Below are 17,903 nucleotides of genomic sequence, written 5' to 3'. Positions count from 1 at the left end.
CACCAACGGCTTCACCACCACCGTCACCACACCCTCACCCGGCACGAACCCATCCGCCCCCGCATCGAACGCCCGCGACGCACCCGTCGGGGAGAACGACCGGAGACGGGAGCCGAGCTGGAAGTACTGCGGGGACATGGCCAGGTGGACTCCGGCCACGATGGCCTGGTCGCACTCGCCGTTACGGATGCTGCGCACCGCCGTGTGCAGAGCCACCAACGACGACGAACACAACGTGTCGATCGTCATGCTCGGACCCGACAGATCCAGGAAATAACTCACCCGATTCGCCAGAATCGCGTTGTGGTTGCCCAGGCCGGCGGCGGTCTGCACGACGTCCCCGACGACCATGTCCCGGTAGTGCTGGTAGCTGGCGCCGACGAAAACGCCGGTCGAACTGCCGCTCGTACGGCCGGACAGGCCGGCGTCCTCCAGCGCCCGCCAGGCGGACTGGATGAGGTGGCGCTGCTGCGGGTCGATCCACTGAGCCTCGGCCGGTGAGATCCGGAAGAACGGCGCGTCGAAGTCGGTCAGTTCGTCGACGAAACCCGCCCGCCGCAGGTAGACGGTGCCGGGCTCGGCGGCATCGGAGTAGTAGTCGTCGATGTCCCATCGGGACTTGGGGACCTCACGGAGGCAGTCCTCGCCGTTGGTGAGCACCTGCCACAGTTCGTCGAGGTTGCTGGCGTTGGGAAAGACGCCGTCGATGCCGACGATGGCGATGTCGTGCCGGTCCGGAACCGTCGGGTTCGCCACCGCTGCCGGAACCACCGAAGCCGGAGCCGGAGCCGGAGCTGGGACCGCCGAAACCGGAGCCGCCGGAGTCAGTGGCACCGGGGCCGGGGCCGCGGACACGCTGGTCGGTGGCACGGCGACCGGTGGCACGGCGACCGGGAAGCCGCCGGCCGGCTCGGGCGGTGTCGACCCGGGCGTCGACCCGGTGCCGGGTACGACCGTGACGCCGTAGGTGTCACGCAGTTCGGCGGCGAGGTTCTCCACCGTTCCCACCTCGAGCAGCAGGGTCACCGGGATGTCGACGCCGAGCCTGGCGCGGATGTCCTGGGCCAGGGAGACGGCCAGCATCGAGTCGAGCCCCTGGGCCTCCAGCGGGCGGTCCAGTTCGAGGGTCTCGACGTCGGTCTCCAGACCCTCGGCGATCCATCGGGCCAGCGCCCGGCCGAGATCGTTGGCACCGGCGGCACCATCGGCCCGGAAGCGGTCCGCCATGGCGACGCCCTGCCCGGACACGGCCGGCACATGGCCGTTGCCGGCGGTACCGCTGCCCGGTGCGGTCCCCTGCGCGGCGGCCCCGTGCGAGGTGCTGCCGTGCGAGGTGCTGCCGTCGAACCGGGCCCGGTCGTGCGCGCCGGCCGAGGTGGGCGGGGTCGTCGGCGGGGCCGGCGAGATCCGCCGCCAGGTGATGCCCTGGGCGGTGAGCACGGGCCGGTCGCCGTCGAACACCACCAGGCTCGCGGTGAGCAGCCCGGCATCGGGTGCGCTGCCCCGGTCCCGGCGGGCGTGGACGCGCACCGTGCCGGCGAGCCGGCCCAGCACGGTCAGCCGGGAGACGGTGAACGGCACGTAGAGGCCCTGCGCCCCGCAGGCGGCGAGGGCCACCTGGAAGGCGCCGTCGAGCAGCCGGGCGTCCACCGCACCGGCGTCGGGTCCGGGGGCGACGCGCAGCGTGCCGGTCGCCGCACCGTCGGCCGTGGACAGTTCCCGCACGCAGCGGAAGCTCGGGCCGTACCGCAGGCCGTTGCGGTCGAAGTCGCGGTACATCCCGTCGAGTCCGACCTGGGTGAACCCGACGGCGTCGGCGGGTGGCGTGAGCGTCGGGTCGACCGGTTCGGGGTCGGTCACCTCCAGGTCGCAGACCACGGCGGCGGTGTCGTCGCGGAAGGTGACCCGGGTGCCGTGCAGCTCGGCGGTGAGTGTCGCCGGAGGCCGTACGGTCGCCCGGAAGGTGAGGTCCCGCAGGGCGAAGGTGTCCCGCCCGAGGAGCTCGGCGACCTTGCCGGGATAGCCGGCACCGGGCAGCGTCGGATCACCCAGGACGACGTGTTCCAGGGCCTCCGGGTGGTCGCTCCAGGACCGGTCGGACGGCTTCCCGGCCGCCGGGCCACCGGTCGGCGGAAGCTGCCCGGCCACCGCCGGGGTGGGCTCCAGCCACAGGTGTTTCTCCTCGTGCGGGGCGGTGGGGAACCGCACCGGGGCGCGTTCCTCGGCGGTCAGGCTGTCGCCGGCCACGAAGCGGCGGGCCGCCGCGTCGAGGTCGTCACGTCCGGGTGTCTCGCCGAGCGGCGGCAGGGTCCGCCCCGACCCGGTGGCGACCGCGGTGTAGAGGTTGCGGGTGCCCTCGGCGCGGGCCAGGAAGAGCATGAGCTTGTCGTCGAGCTGCTCGATGGTGTCCACCACGCAGGCGAGCCGGTAGGTCGCCGCCGGCCGCTGCCGGCTGGCCACGCAGATCCAGGCCAGCGGCGGGCAGTACGGCGAACGGAGCAGTTGGACGAGCCGGCCGGCGAGGGTACGCAGCCCCTCCTCGGAGCCGGCGGCGAGGGTGATCAGGTCGGGACCGGTCCGGGCGGGCACCCGGGTCGGCGACGGGGCCGCCGCGAGCACGGCGTGCGCGTTCACTCCGCCGAAGCCGAAGCTGCTGACCCCGGCGACCCGTGGCCCGGCCCAGGGCACGAGCCGGTCCGGGACGAACAGCGGCGAGTTCTCGAAGCGGAACGCCCGGTTCGGGAAGGTGAGGTGGGCCGAGGGCGGAATCCGTTCCGCCTGGAGGGCGAGGATCGTCTTGATGAGACCGGCGATCCCGGCCGCCGGTTCGAGGTGGCCGATGTTCGTCTTCACCGAACCGACCGCCACCGTGCCCCGCCGCGCCTGTCCCAGGGCGGCCTGCAACGCCTCCAACTCGATCAGGTCACCGAGCTGGGTGCCGGTGCCGTGGGCCTCGACGTAGCCGACCCCGTCGGCGTCGACGCCGGCCCGCCGCAGGGCGCTGCGGATCACCGCCTGCTGGGCGGTGCTGCTCGGCGCGGTCAGGAAACCCGCGGCACCGGTGTGGTTCACCGCGGACCCACGGACCACCGCGAGGATCGGGTCGCCGTCGCGTTCGGCGTCGGCGAGGCGCTTCAGGACGATCACCCCGCAGCCCTCACCACGGACGTACCCGTCGGCGTCGTCGTCGAAGGTGCGGCACACCCCGGTCGGGGAGAGCATGCCGTTGCGCAGGAAGGACCGGGTCTTGGTGGGGGTCAGCACCAGGTTGGCCGCGCCGACGACGGCCGCGTCCACCTCTCCCGCGCGCAGGTGCATGGCCGCCTGGTGCAGGGCCACCAGCGAGGACGAGCAGGCCGTGTCGACGGCGAAGCTCGGCCCCGACCAGTTGAAGGCGTGGGAGAGCCGGTTGGCCACCATCGACACCGCCGTGCCGGTGGCCACATGCGGGTCGCCGGACCCGATGCTGCCCGCCACCAGTTCGGGGAAGTCGCTGGCGATGGTGCCGATGAAGACACCGGTCTCGGTGCCGAGCGAGGCGGCGGTGTGGCCGCAGCTCTCCAGGGCCTCGTCGGTGACGCTGAGCAGCAGTCGCTGCAACGGGTCCAGCCGCCGGGCCTCCCGGTCGGTGAGCTGGAAACGGGCGGCGTCGAAGTGCTCGACCCGGTCGACCCAGCCGGTCGGCACCTCGTCGGCGTCGGACCAGAGGTGGCCCCAGCCACGGTGTCCGGGCGGCGCGTCCCCGACGCTGGACACCCCGTCGGCGAGGTTGGCCCAGAACTCGTCGGGAGTGGCCGCACCGGGGAACCGGCAGGCCAGGCCGATGACGGCGAGCGCCTCCTCGACCTGGTCGGATGCCGGCTGCCCGGACGGGGCCGCCGGGACGGGGTGGCGCTGTGCCGGCCGTACGGCGTCGTGCTCCTTCGTGCCGGCCGGGTCGTCGGCGGCAGCCTGCGGCCCGCCCGCCGCACCGGCCGGGTCGTCGGCGGCAGCCTGCGGCCCGCCCGCCGCACCGGCCGGGACGGGGTGCGCCGCCTCCGCCGCGGCGTCCACGGTGCGGCCGGCAGCCGCATCGGAGGTGGTCGCCGCGCCCGCCGCGACGACCGCCTCGGCGGCGGCGACGACGGCCTGCTCCGGAGTCGCCCCGACGCCGGAGCCGGTCCGGGAGCGTTCCGGCGCGGTGGCGGTGGGTTGTACCAGGTCGGCGAGCCGCTCGGGGGTGCCGGTGGCGAAGATGGCCGGTGGGCTGACCTCGACGCCGAACTCCTCGGTGAGCGCTGCCGCCGCGAGCGTGACGTTGGCCGAGTCACCACCGAGGTCGAAGAAGTTGTCCGTGACCAGGAACTCGTCGTGACCGAGGACGGTGGCGAAGACCCGGGCGATGCGGTGCGCCGGTGCGGCGGTGGGCTCCGGCCCGGACTCGGCGACCGGTGCCGCGACGGGTGCGACGGAGGGGAAGCCGGTACGGATGATGGTGTGCCGGTCCGGCTGGGGCAGCCGGCCACGCGCGATCTTGCCGTTGTCGGTCAACGGCATGGCGTCGAGCCGTACGTAGGCGTCCGGCACCATGTACTCGGGCAGCCGCTGGCCGACGAAGGTGTCCAGGGCCGCCTTGACCAGGGTGTGCTCGCCGACGAGGTACGCGGTCAGCCGCGGTTCGCCCCGGCCCTCGAAGGCGACGGCGACGACGGCGGCGGCGGTGACGCCGGGGTACTCCGCCAGGACGCGTTCGATCTCGGCCGGCTCGATCCGGTTGCCGCGGACCTTGACCTGCGAATCGGCCCGGCCCAGCCATTCGATCGCGCCGTCGGCGTGCCGCCGCACGGTGTCCCCGGTCCGGTAGAGCCGCTGGCCACTGACCGGGTGGGTGAGGAAGACCTCGGCGGTCCGGTCCGGACGGTTGACGTAGCCCCGGGCCAGGCCGACGCCGGAGAGGTACAGCTCGCCGGTGTCGGCGGGGTTCAGGTCGGCGTCGAGCACGTGCAGCGCGAGGTTGGGCAGCGGTTCGCCCAGGGGCAGGAACGCGCCGACCGACTCGACCCGGTGCGCGGACGCCCAGATCGTCGCCTCGGTGGGTCCGTAGAGGTTCCACAGTGCGCGGGAGGTGCCGTGCAGTTGCTGGGCGGTCGCCGGCACCAGGGCCTCGCCACCGGACAGGACGGTGAGCTGGGGCCCCGGCGTCCAGCCGGTCTCCAGCAGCAGCCGCCACATGCTCGGGGTGGCCTGGGCGACGGTGACCTCGCCGATGAGGTCGGCCAACCGGTGCGGGTCGCGGGCCACCGCCCGGGACGCCAGGGTCACGGTCGCGCCGACGGTCAGCGGCAGCAGCAGTTCCAGCAGGGAGATGTCGAAGGCGACGGTGGTGTGCGCGAGCACGATGTCGGTCTCGGACGAGCCGAGTCGGTCCCCGATGCCGGTCAGGAAGTTCGCCAGGGCGGCATGCGCGATCTCCACCCCCTTCGGCTCGCCGGTCGACCCGCTGGTGAACAGCACGTAGGCGAGATCCGCGCCGGTGACCGACGGCGGTACGGCCAGCGCGGACCCGTCCGGGCCGGGGATCGGCAGCACCGGTCCCACCGACTCGCCGAACGCGAGGCTGCGCTCGTCGGCGAGGATCAGGTCGCACTCGGCGACCTGCGTGTAGCGGCGCAGCCGTTCCACCGGGTAGTTCGGGTCGAGCGGCAGGAACGCCGCCCCGACCCGGAGGATGCCGAGCATCGCCGGGACCAGGTCGGGGCCGCGCTCGGTCAGCAGGCCGACGACGGACCCGGCGCCGAGCCCCTGGTCGTAGAGGCGGGCGGCGATGGCGTCGGCCCAGGAGTCCAGGGTGGCGTAGTCGATCCGGCGGTCACCGCTGCGTACCGCGACGGCGTCCGGGCGGGCGGCCACGGTGGCCGCGAACAGGTCCAGCACGGTGGGTACGGGGGTTGCGGGCTCGGACGCCCACTCCGGGTGGGACGCGGCGTCGGACGGGCCGGCGGCGTCGGACCCGTCGGTCGGGGTCGACGCGGCCGGTGCCGCCGCGACCTCCTCGACGGGGGCCGGCTCGGCCGTGACCTCGTCGGCGGGGGCGGGCGTCGACGCGGGGGCGGGCATCGGCGTGGCGGTGCCGAGGAGCATGGCCCCGAGGGCGATGTCCTCGACCCGCTCGGCGAACTCCAGCGCCTCGTCGGCGGACATGGCGGTCTCCCGGACGAACACCGTGGGCGGGCCGTCGTGCAGGCAGATCAGGGCGATCTCGGTGTCCGGCTCGGTGGCGGCCTCGTCGTCGGGGTGCCGCTGGAGAACGGCGATCCGGGTGAAGGTCGGCCCGTCGGAGCCGACCGGGCGGTACGCCAGACCGAGGCGTACCTCGAGGTCGGTGGCGTACCCGTGCCGGGCGGTCGCCTCGTCGAGCCGGGCGGACAGTCCGTCGGCGGCAGCGGCGTCGAACCGGACCGGGACGCGCGCGACGGCGAGCCCGCAGGTCGACTCGGCCAGGGCCTGCGCCGCCGAGGTCGACCAGGCGAAGTCGAAGCTCGGCGCCTCCATCCGTTCGGCGAGTACGGCGAGGAAGGCACGGATGACGGTGACCGTCTCGGCCCGGGACCGGGGCAGGTACGCCAACTCGTACCGGCCGTAGTGCGCGGACGCGGCGGAGAAGTCCTCGGCGGGCAGCGGCGCCGGTCGCAGGTCGCCCAGGCGGGCCGTCCACCAGGACTCGTGCCGACGCAGCAGCCCCTGCGCCTCGGCGATCGCCGCCAACCGCTCGGGGGACGCGGCCGGCAGCGGCCGGCCCGGGGTGATGCCCAGCCGCTGGGCCACGGCCCGGCCGCTGAGCGCGCTGCCGTCCGTCGCCGTGAAGTCGCTCAACAGCAGGTCGCCGTCCGGGGTGGACAGGGTCAGCGCGGAGTCGGTCACGGCCGTCGCGACGGTCACCGACGGCGGGTCCTCGCGGGGGATCAGCCGGGCCTGCCGGGTGAAGACCGCGCCCTGGGCGGTGACCAGGGCCGGCACCCCGAGCGGGTTGGGGAACGTGCCGTAGTCGAGGGCCTTGGAGATGCGCTCGGCCTCGACCGCGGCGGTCCCGGCGTGGATGATTCCACCGGCGGCGGGCCGGTCGCGCTGGCGGTAGAAGCGACGCTCGCGGTCGCTGGTGTCGACCGGCTCGGGCAGCGAGCGCCGCAGCAGGTGCGGGACGAGGTCGGCGAAGAGCGCGATGCCGACCTCGGCGGTCTCGTAGGTCAGGGAGAGGGCGGTGGAGTGGGTCCGGACCGGGAACCACCGCTCCAGCAGCACCGCGCCGGCGTCCACCGCCTCGGCCATCCGGTGCCAGGTCGCCGCGTGCCGGGTCGCGCCCTCGTAGAGCGCCCAGGCCGCGACGTTGCTGCCGGAGTAGCGGGGCAGCGGGCCGTCGTGGAAGTTGACCGCGGCCACCCGCGGCAGCGCCAGCACCGCGCCGGACAGGATGCGGAAGTTGACGATGCTGAACAGGTAGTCGACCTCGGTGGCGGTGAGCGCGGCGGCGAGGTCGGCGTGCGGGTCGAGCACGGGGACGCCGTGCTCGACCGCCCAGGCGGTGGCGACCGGTTCGTCGGTGAAGACGCCCTCGATCCGTACCCCGGCCTCGACGAGTTGGTCGGCGCAGCGGGCGAGGACCCGGGTGCCGCCGATGAGGAAGCAGTTGACCACGGCCGTCATCCCTCGGTGTCGACGGGATCGGCCGTCTCGCGCGCCACCCAGGCGTCGATCTGGGAGACGACCTCCTCGTCCAGCGAGAGCTGGCCGGGCGACCAGAGCGGGTTGGACAGGCCGCGGTGGGTCCGCTCGCACATCTCCCAGTCCTCGTAGTTGGCCTTGTCCCAGAGCGCGAAGACGGCCTCGTGCGAGAAGTCGCTCTTGGCCGTCTCGGAGGGGTGGAACAGCCAGAAGTGCCGCACGTAGCAGGTGCTCGGGCTCTCCGGCCAGACCCACTGCATCATCACGTAGTCGGCGGTGAAGCCGAAGAGCAGGTTCGGCAGGATGGTGATCCAGTTGATCTTCTTGAGGTCGGCGTCCGGGACCAGCGGCATGGGTGCCCGCTGGCTGCGCCCGGTCATCGAGACCGAGTTGTACTTGTCCCGGATGACCTGCCACGCGCCGACGATGTCGCCCTTGAGCTCGTACGTTCCCGCGTCGTCGAAATCGGTGATCCGGTGCAGGTCCTTGTGCGCCGTCGGGAAGTGCAGGCTCTCGTTGACGTTGTGCGCCACGAGCTTCCAGTTGGAGGCGACCGGGTAGTCCTTGGCCTGCATGCACTGGAGGTCGGCCAGCTCGTAGACCCGGGCGAACTCGCCGAACTCCCCGAGGGAGGCGTCGAGGTCGGGCGCGTCGTCGGAGAAGGTGATGAAGACGACCCCGAACCGGACCTCGGTACGCACCGGCAGCAGACCGTTCTTCTCCTTGTCGAAGAAGTGGTCGAAGTACGTGCCGTTGAAGCTCTTCAGCTTGCCGTTGCGGTCGTAGACCCAGCAGTGGTAGATGCAGACGATGCTCTGCCGCTTGCCGGCGGCCTCCTCCACCAGCCGGTAGCCACGGTGGCGGCAGTAGTTGTGGTACGCCTGGATGCCGTTGTCGCCGTTGATGATCAGGACCGAGCCGGTGCCGATGGTCAGGGTCGCGTAGGCGCCCTTCTCCCTGAACCGGGAGACGTGGTCCACCGGCAGCCAGCGGCGACGGTAGATCCGTTCCAGCTCCCGCTGGTGCTGCTCCTCGCCGGTGTAGAACGCGTGGGACCGGCCACGGCCGCCGGTGTCGTAGTAGGGCCGCTGGTCGTCCTGTTGGCCGATGAGATCGAACATGCTGGACGCGCGCGTCATCTGCTTGCCTCCTCCAGGGATCAAGTGCAACGAACGAACGGCGGAGGACCGGGATGTCCCCCACCGCCGTGCCGCGCCTGCCCGCGCGGCCTCACGCCGATCAGGACGGTTCGTAGATCCGCTTGTGCTCGGGTACGCCGGCGTCGTCGTAGATCCGGTCCAGGTTGTCGGGGGCGAACAGTTCGTGCCCCTCGACCCCGCCGGCGATCATGCCGAGCATCTTGGTGGTCCACTCCTGGCTGGTGCTGATCGCCCCGAGCACCGCCTCCAGGTACGGGTCGAGGGTCAGCTCGGCCATCGCCGTGGTGTAGTCGTAGACCGGGGCGCTTTCCTCGTCGCGCACCTTGACGTAGTCGGCGAGGGCGTCGTCCATGGTCCGCTCACCCGAGAGCGCCTCGTGGATGCGGTCGGCGAGCAGTTCGCCGTGCACGAAGGCGTCGGTCATGCCCCACCCGGTGATGGGGTCCTTGTGGTAGCCGGCGTCGCCCACCAACGCCCAGCCGGGGCCGTGCGAGCGGCGGTAGTAGTTGTCCGGGTACCGCATCGGCCGCAGCGGTTCCTCGCGCCGGCCCTGCTCGCGCAGCTGCACGCCCATCTCCGGCTCGACGTCGTCGAAGACCGCCAGGAAGCGCGCCTCGGGGTCCTGGCGGAACTCCTTGAGCTGCCGACGGGTGCAGATGACGGCGACCATGTTGACGTCGCCGTTGGTCGGCCAGGTGCCGAACCACTGCTCGTGGAAGCCGGTCTTGTGGTGCAGGCCCCAGTCCAGGCCGCTGTAGTAGGAGTAGTAGGTGAACCCGGCGGCGGGCCGCACGTTGTAGAGCTCCGCGCCGACCTTGCGGGCGACCGTCGAGTGGAAGCCGTCGGCGCCCACCACCACGGTGGACCGGAACTCCTGCTCCGGCCCGTCGCCCTCCCGGCCCCGGATGCCGACCACCCGCCCCTCGGAGAACACCAGGTCGGAGACGGTGAACTGCTCCAGGACCTCGACGCCGGCACGGCGGGCGGCGTTGACCAGGATCTCGTCGAGCACGACCCGGCGCGGACAGTAGACCGCGTCGATCCCGTCGATGGGATCGGCGAACCCGATCAGCGGAATGCCGTGGTTGACGTAGTTCATCTTCCGGATGGCCGGCGTCTTAGCGCCGATCACCTCGTCGAGCAGTCCCCATGCCTGGAGGCGGGACAGCCCGGCCTGATGGATGTAGTGGGTCGACACCGCATCGCTCGGAAACGAGGAGCGGTCGACCAGCAGAACCCGGTGCCCCTGCCGGGCCAATAGCATTGCCACCGGCGAACCCGCGCAGCGTGCACCGACAACGATTACGTCGAACATGGACCTGCTCCGATCAGTCGTCAGCCGAGAAAGCAACCGTCCAATGCGGAAGTGGGATTGCCACGAGAGTACGTTTCCACGTTCCGCAAGGTCAATGGACAGGATCGATGACGGCCAGGAAATGAGAGCGCTAACAAGCCGGATCGCCTGCGTGTGGACCTTGGACGAGCCGGAAAAAGGAAGCTCAAGTGTGACGTGGGTCACATACATAAAACTAGCTGGATGAATGCTGAGAATGGCACTGACCTGGGACGATCACTTTCGGTTCACAGAATGGCTTCGGTAAATCACGGAATCGAGCCGAGGTCAGCATCCACCTCAGTTACCCCAGAAGCAGGATCATCCGGCGAAGCGCCCACCAGCACCAATCGGCGAGGACGCGCCCAAAGCGCTGACCAGGTCCCAAGAAGGACAACCACCACCGTTAACACGTAACGCAACATTTCGGTCATGCCCGTGCCGAACTGGAAAAACTTCCAGATCTATCTATGGACATCGATTAACATTCCGGCAGACGGCCCACCGTCAAGAAGCTTGACGGTTGCCTCCAGCAATTTCTAGATCGGCACGTGGTTGCCTTGACGAATCGTTGCCCCGGGCGGCATTCGTGCGGCCGCGCCGGAGGACGGCCCACCCGGGGCACGACAGCCCGCGGCCACCCACGGTCGGCCGGCTCGCCCGGACGCCGCGACACGGCGACGGCCCCGAGACGGAACTCCCATTCCGTACGCCAGCCGACAGCGCAATCGCGAAATTCGGTCGACCGCCATTGAATGCCCGCTCCGGTCGGCCGGAAAAGTGGCGTCGGAACCAATACGTAATCGCCACCAAGGCATCACCGCGCGAGGAGTGAAATACGCGAGAAAGCTCGACTCACAGTCGTACCAGGGAAATGGAGAGAGGTCGCTCGACATTCTTGCAGGCCGGTTCCGGTCGGGCGTCGCCGCCGTTTCGAAGCCCGGGGAATCGCGTGTCCCGCGCTCGCGTCACGATGCGGTCGCCTGCGCGGCGGCCGGACGGACAGGCGGGGCCGAAACGCAGGCGGGGCCGAAACGGCAGGCGGGCAGAAGGGCAGGCGGGCAGAAGGGCAGGCGGGCCGAAACGGCTCCGGGGACCGCCGGACGAGCCGGCGGCGAACCACGTTCCCGACCCGCCGGGCCGGAGCAAGGATCAACGACCCGGCCCTCGTAGGCGGAGCCGAACGGCCCCTTCCCGGGCAGGCTCGGTCGAGATCGTCGGTGCGGGCCGACCTCAGCGCCGGGCGTCGCCCGGCCGGCCACGGCCGGTCCCGGAAGCCCGGTGGCCGACCCGCGGCGCCCGTACCACCGGGGAGGTGCCCGATCCGGGGCGGAACTCGCGCGCCGCGTTGGCCACCATCTCGTCGGGGTCGTCGGCGAGCGCCTGCCGGATGTGCGGCGGGACGACCTCCGACGTCGCCAACGCCATCCGCACCTGCACCGACCGGTCGTCGACCAGACGGCGCAGATCCGCCTCGTCCAGCTCGACCGCGAGCACCAGCGCGGCGCGGACGTCCACCACGGGATCCTGGGCGAGTGCGCGGCGCTGCGCGGCGGTGGTCCGTGGGTTGCGGGCGACCCCCTTGCGGACGCGCACCGTGCGATCGGCCAGCAGGGCGGTGATCACGTCGGGATCGTGGGTGTGGGTGGCGAGCCGCTCCCGTACCTCGGGTGAGACGTCCTCGACCAGCCGGGCGGCCAGTTCGGGCTCCAGCTCGCGCGTCTCCGCGAGGAGACCGCGAAGCTCCTTGTCCGGGGTCTCCGCCATCACCCGGCGCACCGACGCGTCGCAGGCCGGGTTGCCGGCGACCGCCCAGCGGACCCACCGGTCGGCGTCCCTGACCAGTCGCAGGAGGTTGGCTATCGAGGTCGAGGGGTTCCGCGCCACGGCCTCCCGAACATGACGATCATGGTCCCGGGTCAGCGGCCGCAGTGCCTGCGCGGGCGCGTCGGTCCGGGTGGCGACCGCCTTACGGACCACCGCCGACGGGTCGGAGGCCAGGTCGATGAGGGTCAGCTGGGTCGTGGTGGGGTCCTGCGCGAGGGCGAGCCGCGCGTCCACGCCCGTCGCATCACCCACTGCGGTGCCTGACCCACGGTGACGATCCGACCCGCCGACATCCTGCTGCTTGCCCATGACGTCATCATGTCACGGCCCCGGCGGGGCCCCGTGGGCCCGACAGCGCTTCGACAGCCATCGAGGTGGTAGCCGCTGCGCGGAAGACGGCCCACACGGCTTCCGGAGGGCTTCCACCTCCGGCTGGGGTTCCGACCGACCGGTGAGCGGAGCGGTGGTCAGACCGTGGGTCTCCTCGACCTCCCCTGAGACGTGGCCCTCCGGACCGTCGGCGTCGTGAGCCCGGTGGTGAGAGAGTCTGATGTGAGTTCGGGGTGAGCGATTCCAGTGCCCGCGCCGCATTGTCCCGGCTGGTCAAGCGTGGTCTCATCGCGACGCGCGGAAACGCACGGCCGCCGGTCCATCACCTCACGTCCCAGGCGATCGCCCGGCATCGTTCCCGAATGCGGCACTTCCTGGACTTCGGCGCCCACCCGCCGGAATGGACCGGGGAATGGGTGCTGTCGTCCTTCTCGATTCCCAGCTCCGGCCAGCCCGCTAGGGTGCCGGGATGACGAGAGCACCCCGGGAGGCGGAAGCGCGTATCGGTCCGGTGGGCGCGCTGCTCTGCCGGCTGCTCTTCCTGGCCATCTGTCTACCCGGGCCGGTCCTGCTCGTCGCCGCCGTGGCAGGGAACCCGCAGGCGTCGCCCGAGGACTTCTGGGGCCTGGTCGCCGGCGGGGTGTTCCTGACGATCGTCGGCACCGGTTTCGGCCTCTTCGGCTGGCGCCTGGTCACCCGCTCCCGCCGTGACGCGCGTCAGCTCGCCGCCGCCGGAGTCGCCGCCACCGCAGAGATCCTCACCGTGGCGGACCATCTCGGCGGGGAAGATCCCGGGCTCGTGCTGCGCCTGCGCATCAGCGGACCAGGCTTCGCCACCTTCGAGGCAGAAACGACCTGCGCCGACAATCCGGCACACGTGCCCGGCGCGCTGCTGTCCGCCGTCGTCGACCCGGCGGACCGCCTCTATCGGGTCACCCACGGTTAGGCACGACGACCCCCACGGGCCGCGCGCCGAAGATCATCCGGGTCAGGCCGACCCGCGGATGTCCTCCTCGATCCGCTTCGCGGCGGCCAGCAGCGGCGGGAGCAGCTCCCGACGGATCGTCTCGAAGGACCCTCGGGTGGCGTGCGCGGACAGGTTCACCGCGGCGATCACCGATCCGTTCTCCCCGTGGATCGGCGCGGCCAGGGAGCGCAGCCCCTCCTCCAACTCCTGGTCCACGATCGCGTACCCCTGGGCGGCGATCCTCGTCAGGACGGTGCGCAGCTTCGTCGGGTCGGTGACGGTGCGCCGGGTCAACGGCCGCAGCTGCGCGGTGGCGAGATAGCCGTCCAACCAGTCCGCTGGTTGGGCGGCGAGCAGCACCCGGCCCATGGACGTGGCATACGCGGGGAACCGGGTGCCGACGCTGATCCCCACCGTCATGATCCGCTTGGTGGGCACGCGGGCGACGTAGACCACCTCGTCGCCGTCGAGCACCGACACCGAACAGGACTCGTGCACCTGTGCGACAAGCGCCTCCATGTGCCGCTGCGCGACCTCGGGCAGGCTCAGGCTCGACAGGTACGCGTAGCCGAGCTCGAGGATCCGCGCCCGCAGCGAGAAGAGCCGGCCGTCGGTGTGCACGTAACCCAGCTCGACCAGGGTGAGCAGGAACCGGCGTGCCGCGGCCCGGGTCAGCCCGGTCCTCCTCGCCACCTCGCTGAGCGTGAGTTGCGGATGTTCGGCGTCGAACGCCCGGATCACCGCGAGTCCGCGCTCCAGCGACTGCACGAACTCCGGCGATCGCGCCGCCTCCTCGCCCACCCTCACCCAGCCTCCTGCCGCAGTGCCTCCCGGGCCACCTTGAACGCCCGGTTCGCCGCCGGTACGCCAGCGTAGACGCCGACCTGGAGCAGGACCTCCGCCACCTCCTGCGCGCTCAGGCCGTTGCGCAGCGCGGCGCGGACATGCATCGCCAGCTCCTCGTCGTGGTGCAGGGTGGCGAGCACGGCGAGGGTGATGCAACTACGGGTACGCCGGTCGAGGCCCGGACGGCTCCACACCTCCCCCCAGGCGTAGCGGGTGATGAAGTCCTGGAAGTCGGCGGTGAACTCGTCCGTGCCGGCTATCGCGCGGTCGACGTGCGGGTCACCCAGCACCTGCCGGCGTACCGTCATGCCCGCCTCGTGCCGCTCGTGGTCGTTCATCGGTCATCCCGGTTCCTCGAAGTGCTCCCGCAGGAGTCGGCACACCTGTTCGGGCTGCTCGACGTTGGCCAGGTGCGCCGCCGCACCGACCACGACCAGCCGCGCCCCGGGGATCCGACCGACGATCTCCCGGGCGTGCGCCACCGGCGTGGCCGGGTCGTCCGCGCCCGCGACGACAAGCGTCGGCGTGCCGATCCGGCCGAGGTCGGGGCGCAGGTCCATCGCGGCGATCGCCTCGCAGCAGGCGGCGTAGCCGGCCGGGGCGGTCGCGGTCAGCATGGCGCGGTGGGCGGCGACCACCTCCGGTCGGGTCGCGGCGAACGCCGGCGTGAACCAGCGGGCCACCACCGCGTCGGCGATCCCCGGCAGACCGGCGGCCCGTACCGTCGCCGCCCGCTCCCGCCACTGCTCGGGCGGGCCGAGCGACGCCGACGTGCACAGCAACGCCAGTCGCCGTACCCGGTCGGGCGCGTGCGCGGCGAGCCACATGCCGACCATGCCGCCGAGGGACAGCCCCGCGTAGTGGACCCACGGCACACCGAGGTCGTCCAGCGTCCGCAGCAACTCCCGGCCCAGCAGGTCCAGCGTGTACGGCCCGGCCGGCACCGCCGAGCGGCCATGGCCCAGGTGGTCGTACCGGATGACCCGGAACCGTTCGGCGAGCACCGGGACCTGTGGTTCCCACATCGCCGCGGCGGTGCCGAGGGAACTGCCGAGCAGCAGCGCTGGCGCGGCGGCCGGGCCGTCGACGGTGAGATGCAACCGGGAGGTCACGGGCGCGCTCCCCGAACGGCGGCCAACGCACGGTCGACGAACAGACCGGCCGACCCGAGCCAGCGGTACGGGTCGAGCGCCTCGTCGACCTCCCGCTCGGACAGGTGGGCGCGGATCTCGGGATCGGCGAGCAGGGCGGCCCGGAACGACGGTTCGGCGGCGGCCCGGGTGACCAGGTCGTGCGCCGCGCTGCGACCGACGGCGGACGCCAGCCGCGCGGCGACGGCCTCGGCGAGCACGAGCCCGCCGGTCGCGTCGAGGTTCTCCCGCATCCGCTGCGGGCGGACCTGCAACCCGGCCAGCATCCGGGCGGACCGGCCGGCGGCGCCGCCGGCCACGTGCAGCAGATCGAGCAGGGGCTCCCACTCGGCGTGCCAGGCGCCGGCGGCCCGCTCGTGCTCCTGGACCGCCACCGCGAACAGGGTGGCCACGAGACCCGGACCGCGTCGCGCCGCAGCGGTGACGAGGATCGAGTCCACCGGGTTGCGCTTGTGCGGCATGGCCGAGGAGCCGCCCCGCCCGGTGCCGCCCTCGGCGACCTCGCCGACCTCGGTCTGGGCGAGCAGCCCGACGTCGAGCGCGATCTTGCCGGCAGCGGCGAGGAGCCCGCCGAGGGCGGCGGCCAGGTCGAGCCGGGGCTGCCGGCGGGTGTGCCAGGGCAGCGGACTGGCGGGCAGACACAGGTGCGCCGCGAACCGCTCGACGACCTCCGGGCCGGCCGGGCCGTACGCGGCCAGGGTGCCGACCGCGCCGCCGAGTTGCGCGGGTTGTGCGGCACCCGCCTGTCGCAGCCGGTCCCGGGCCTGCGCCAGACCGGTCAACCAGCCTGCGGCCCTGAGCCCGAACGTGGTGGGTGCCGCCTGTTGCCCGAGGGTCCGGGCGACCATCACGGTGTCCCGGTGGGTGTCGGCGAGCCGGGCGGCGGCATCGACGGCGGTGTCGAGATGACGCAGCAGCGGCCCGAGCGCCCGCACGGCCATCAGGACCAGCGCGGTGTCCAGGATGTCCTGGCTGGTCGCCCCGACATGCACCCAGGGCCGGGCGTGCTCGGGCACGGCGGCGGTCAACTCGCGCACGAGCGGGACGACCGGGTTGCCGGCGGCCTCGGCGGCCCGGCCGAGCGTCACCGGGTCGTACCGCTCGGCGCGGCACTGCGCGACGATCGCGTCGGCCGCCGGTGCGGGCAGGAGGCCGGCGTCCGCCCCGGCCCGCGCGAGCGCGGCCTCCACGTCGAGCATCGCCCGCAGCAGGGCCGGGTCGCCGAGTTCCGCGTCGACGTCCGGGGCACCGGACAGGCCGCCGAGCAGGCCGTCAGACGGCGAAGAAGACGGTCTCACGGTCACCCTGCAGGCGGATGTCGAAGCGGAGTCCGTCCGGCGTGGGACTGGCCAGCAGCGTGTCGCGGCGGTCGGCGTCGACACCGCGCAGCACCGGGTCGACGGCGTTCGCCGCCGGTTCGTCGGGGAAGTAGAGCCGGGTGACCAGGCGGTGCAGCAGCCCCCGTCCGAGGACCGACAGGGTCAGGTGGGGCGCCTCGGTGCCGCCGTCCGGGTCGGGCAACGATCCTGGTTTGACGGTCAACAGCCGGTACCACCCCTGCTCGTCGGTCTCGCTGCGCCCGAATCCCCGGAAGCCCGGCAACACGGGCGGCCGGGCCCCACGCGGGTCGTCCGGATGGTCGAACCGGCCGTCCGGGTCGGCCTGCCAGCTCTCCACCAGCGCGTCGACCACCGGTGCTCCGGTGCCGTCGAAGATCCGGCCACGGACCCAGAACGCACCCGGCGTGCCCTCGGGCACGACGTACGGGCCGTCGGGCCAGTGCAGGCCGATGTGCAGGTACGGCCCGACGGTCTGCGCGGGGGTGACGTCCCACCGCTCACTCATCGTCGTCCTCGTCCTCGAAGGGGGTGTTCTCCCGGCCCCGCAGCACGATGTCGAACTCGTACGCCAGCGCCCACTGCGGCATGGTGGTGGCGTGGTCGTACCGGGCGATCATCCGCTCCCGGGCCCTCGGGTCGCGGACCGAGTTGAAGATCGGATCCTGGGAGAAGAGCGGGTCGTCCGGGAAGTACATCTGCGTCACCAGCCGCTGGGTGAACGCGCGGCCGAAGAGCGAGAAGTGGATGTGCGCCGGCCGCCAGGCGTTGTCGTGGTTTCGCCAGGGGTAGGCACCGGGTCGCACGGTGACGAACCGGTAACGCCCCTGGTCGTCGGTGAGCGTCCGGCCCACCCCGTCGAAGTGGGGGTCGAGCGGCGCCGGCCAGGTGTCGCTCGCGTGGCGGTACCGTCCGGCGGCGTTGGCCTGCCAGATCTCGACCAGCGTGTGGGGCACCGGGCGGCCGTCGCCGTCGCGGACCCGGCCGTGCACGATGATCCGCTGTCCCTGCGGCGGTCCGTCGTGCTGGCGGGTCAGGTCGTGGTCGAGGTCGCCGATCCGGCCGTGGCCCAGCAGCGGCCCGGTCACCTCGGTCAACCGCTGTGGCAGGTGGATCAGCGGTTGCTGCGGCACCCGCGCCACGGTCGACCGGTAGCCGGGACTGAGCAGCGGTGGATGGGCGTCGACGTCGTCGCGCCGGTACGCCGGCAGCACCAGCGCGCTGCCGGCGTGGTGGGCGGTGTCCTGGGTCATG

12 protein-coding genes are annotated in these 17,903 nt (G+C 72.4%); 2 read left to right on the top strand and 10 right to left on the bottom strand.

From position 1 onward, the window contains the following. The 4 genes from ACIG87_RS29490 to ACIG87_RS29475 all read right to left on the bottom strand — a co-directional run. Positions 1-7,680: amino acid adenylation domain-containing protein (locus ACIG87_RS29490; protein WP_396854884.1), on the bottom strand; the 7,680-nt coding region annotated here is incomplete at its 3' end. Further along, a complete protein-coding gene (locus ACIG87_RS29485; protein WP_396854883.1) occupies positions 7,677-8,837 on the bottom strand; it encodes an SRPBCC family protein in 1,161 nt (386 codons plus the stop codon). The genes ACIG87_RS29490 and ACIG87_RS29485, both read right to left, overlap by 4 nt. Before the next feature lie 100 nt (positions 8,838-8,937). Beyond that, a complete protein-coding gene (locus ACIG87_RS29480; RefSeq protein WP_396854882.1) occupies positions 8,938-10,173 on the bottom strand; it encodes an NAD(P)/FAD-dependent oxidoreductase in 1,236 nt (411 codons plus the stop codon). Between the two features lie 1,251 nt (positions 10,174-11,424). Continuing rightward, on the bottom strand, positions 11,425-12,252 hold the full coding sequence (locus ACIG87_RS29475) for a hypothetical protein (RefSeq protein WP_396854881.1): 828 nt from the start codon (positions 12,250-12,252) through the stop codon (positions 11,425-11,427). A 329-nt stretch (positions 12,253-12,581) separates the two neighbouring features. On the opposite strand from ACIG87_RS29475, the gene ACIG87_RS29470 reads away from it, so the two are divergent. Beyond that, positions 12,582-12,821, top strand: a complete 240-nt coding sequence (locus ACIG87_RS29470; protein ID WP_396854880.1) for a hypothetical protein — start codon at positions 12,582-12,584, stop codon at positions 12,819-12,821. Next, positions 12,818-13,294, top strand: a complete 477-nt coding sequence (locus ACIG87_RS29465) for a hypothetical protein (RefSeq protein WP_396854879.1) — start codon at positions 12,818-12,820, stop codon at positions 13,292-13,294. Before ACIG87_RS29470 ends, ACIG87_RS29465 begins: the two co-directional genes overlap by 4 nt. Before the next feature lie 42 nt (positions 13,295-13,336). On the opposite strand, the gene ACIG87_RS29460 is transcribed toward ACIG87_RS29465, so the two are convergent. Genes ACIG87_RS29460 through pcaH form a run of 6 tightly spaced genes read right to left on the bottom strand, consistent with a single transcriptional unit; the run spans position 13,337 to position 17,902 of the window. Beyond that, positions 13,337-14,122, bottom strand: a complete 786-nt coding sequence (locus tag ACIG87_RS29460) for an IclR family transcriptional regulator C-terminal domain-containing protein (RefSeq protein WP_396854878.1) — start codon at positions 14,120-14,122, stop codon at positions 13,337-13,339. After that, complete coding sequence (gene pcaC, locus ACIG87_RS29455) at positions 14,119-14,499, bottom strand: 4-carboxymuconolactone decarboxylase (RefSeq protein ID WP_396854877.1); 381 nt, start codon at positions 14,497-14,499, stop codon at positions 14,119-14,121. Before pcaC ends, ACIG87_RS29460 begins: the two co-directional genes overlap by 4 nt. A 3-nt stretch (positions 14,500-14,502) precedes the next feature. Further along, positions 14,503-15,273, bottom strand: coding sequence for a 3-oxoadipate enol-lactonase (gene pcaD / locus ACIG87_RS29450; protein WP_396854876.1), 771 nt, complete (start codon positions 15,271-15,273; stop codon positions 14,503-14,505). After that, the gene (gene pcaB / locus ACIG87_RS29445; RefSeq protein ID WP_396854875.1) at positions 15,270-16,610 is read right to left on the bottom strand and encodes a 3-carboxy-cis,cis-muconate cycloisomerase; all 1,341 of its coding nucleotides are present in this window, start codon (positions 16,608-16,610) and stop codon (positions 15,270-15,272) included. Before pcaB ends, pcaD begins: the two co-directional genes overlap by 4 nt. Beyond that, positions 16,585-17,157, bottom strand: coding sequence for a protocatechuate 3,4-dioxygenase subunit alpha (gene pcaG / locus ACIG87_RS29440; RefSeq protein WP_396854874.1), 573 nt, complete (start codon positions 17,155-17,157; stop codon positions 16,585-16,587). The genes pcaB and pcaG overlap by 26 nt, the downstream gene beginning before the upstream one ends. After that, on the bottom strand, positions 17,150-17,902 hold the full coding sequence (pcaH, locus tag ACIG87_RS29435) for a protocatechuate 3,4-dioxygenase subunit beta (RefSeq protein ID WP_396854873.1): 753 nt from the start codon (positions 17,900-17,902) through the stop codon (positions 17,150-17,152). Before pcaH ends, pcaG begins: the two co-directional genes overlap by 8 nt. Between the last annotated feature and the right edge of the window lies 1 nt (position 17,903).

Source organism: Micromonospora sp. NPDC051925 (assembly GCF_044548625.1).
In the GTDB taxonomy this organism is placed as follows: domain Bacteria; phylum Actinomycetota; class Actinomycetes; order Mycobacteriales; family Micromonosporaceae; genus Micromonospora.
The sequence above is the reverse complement of the archived record's forward strand: the minus strand, read 5'-3'. Positions and strand labels throughout refer to the sequence as shown.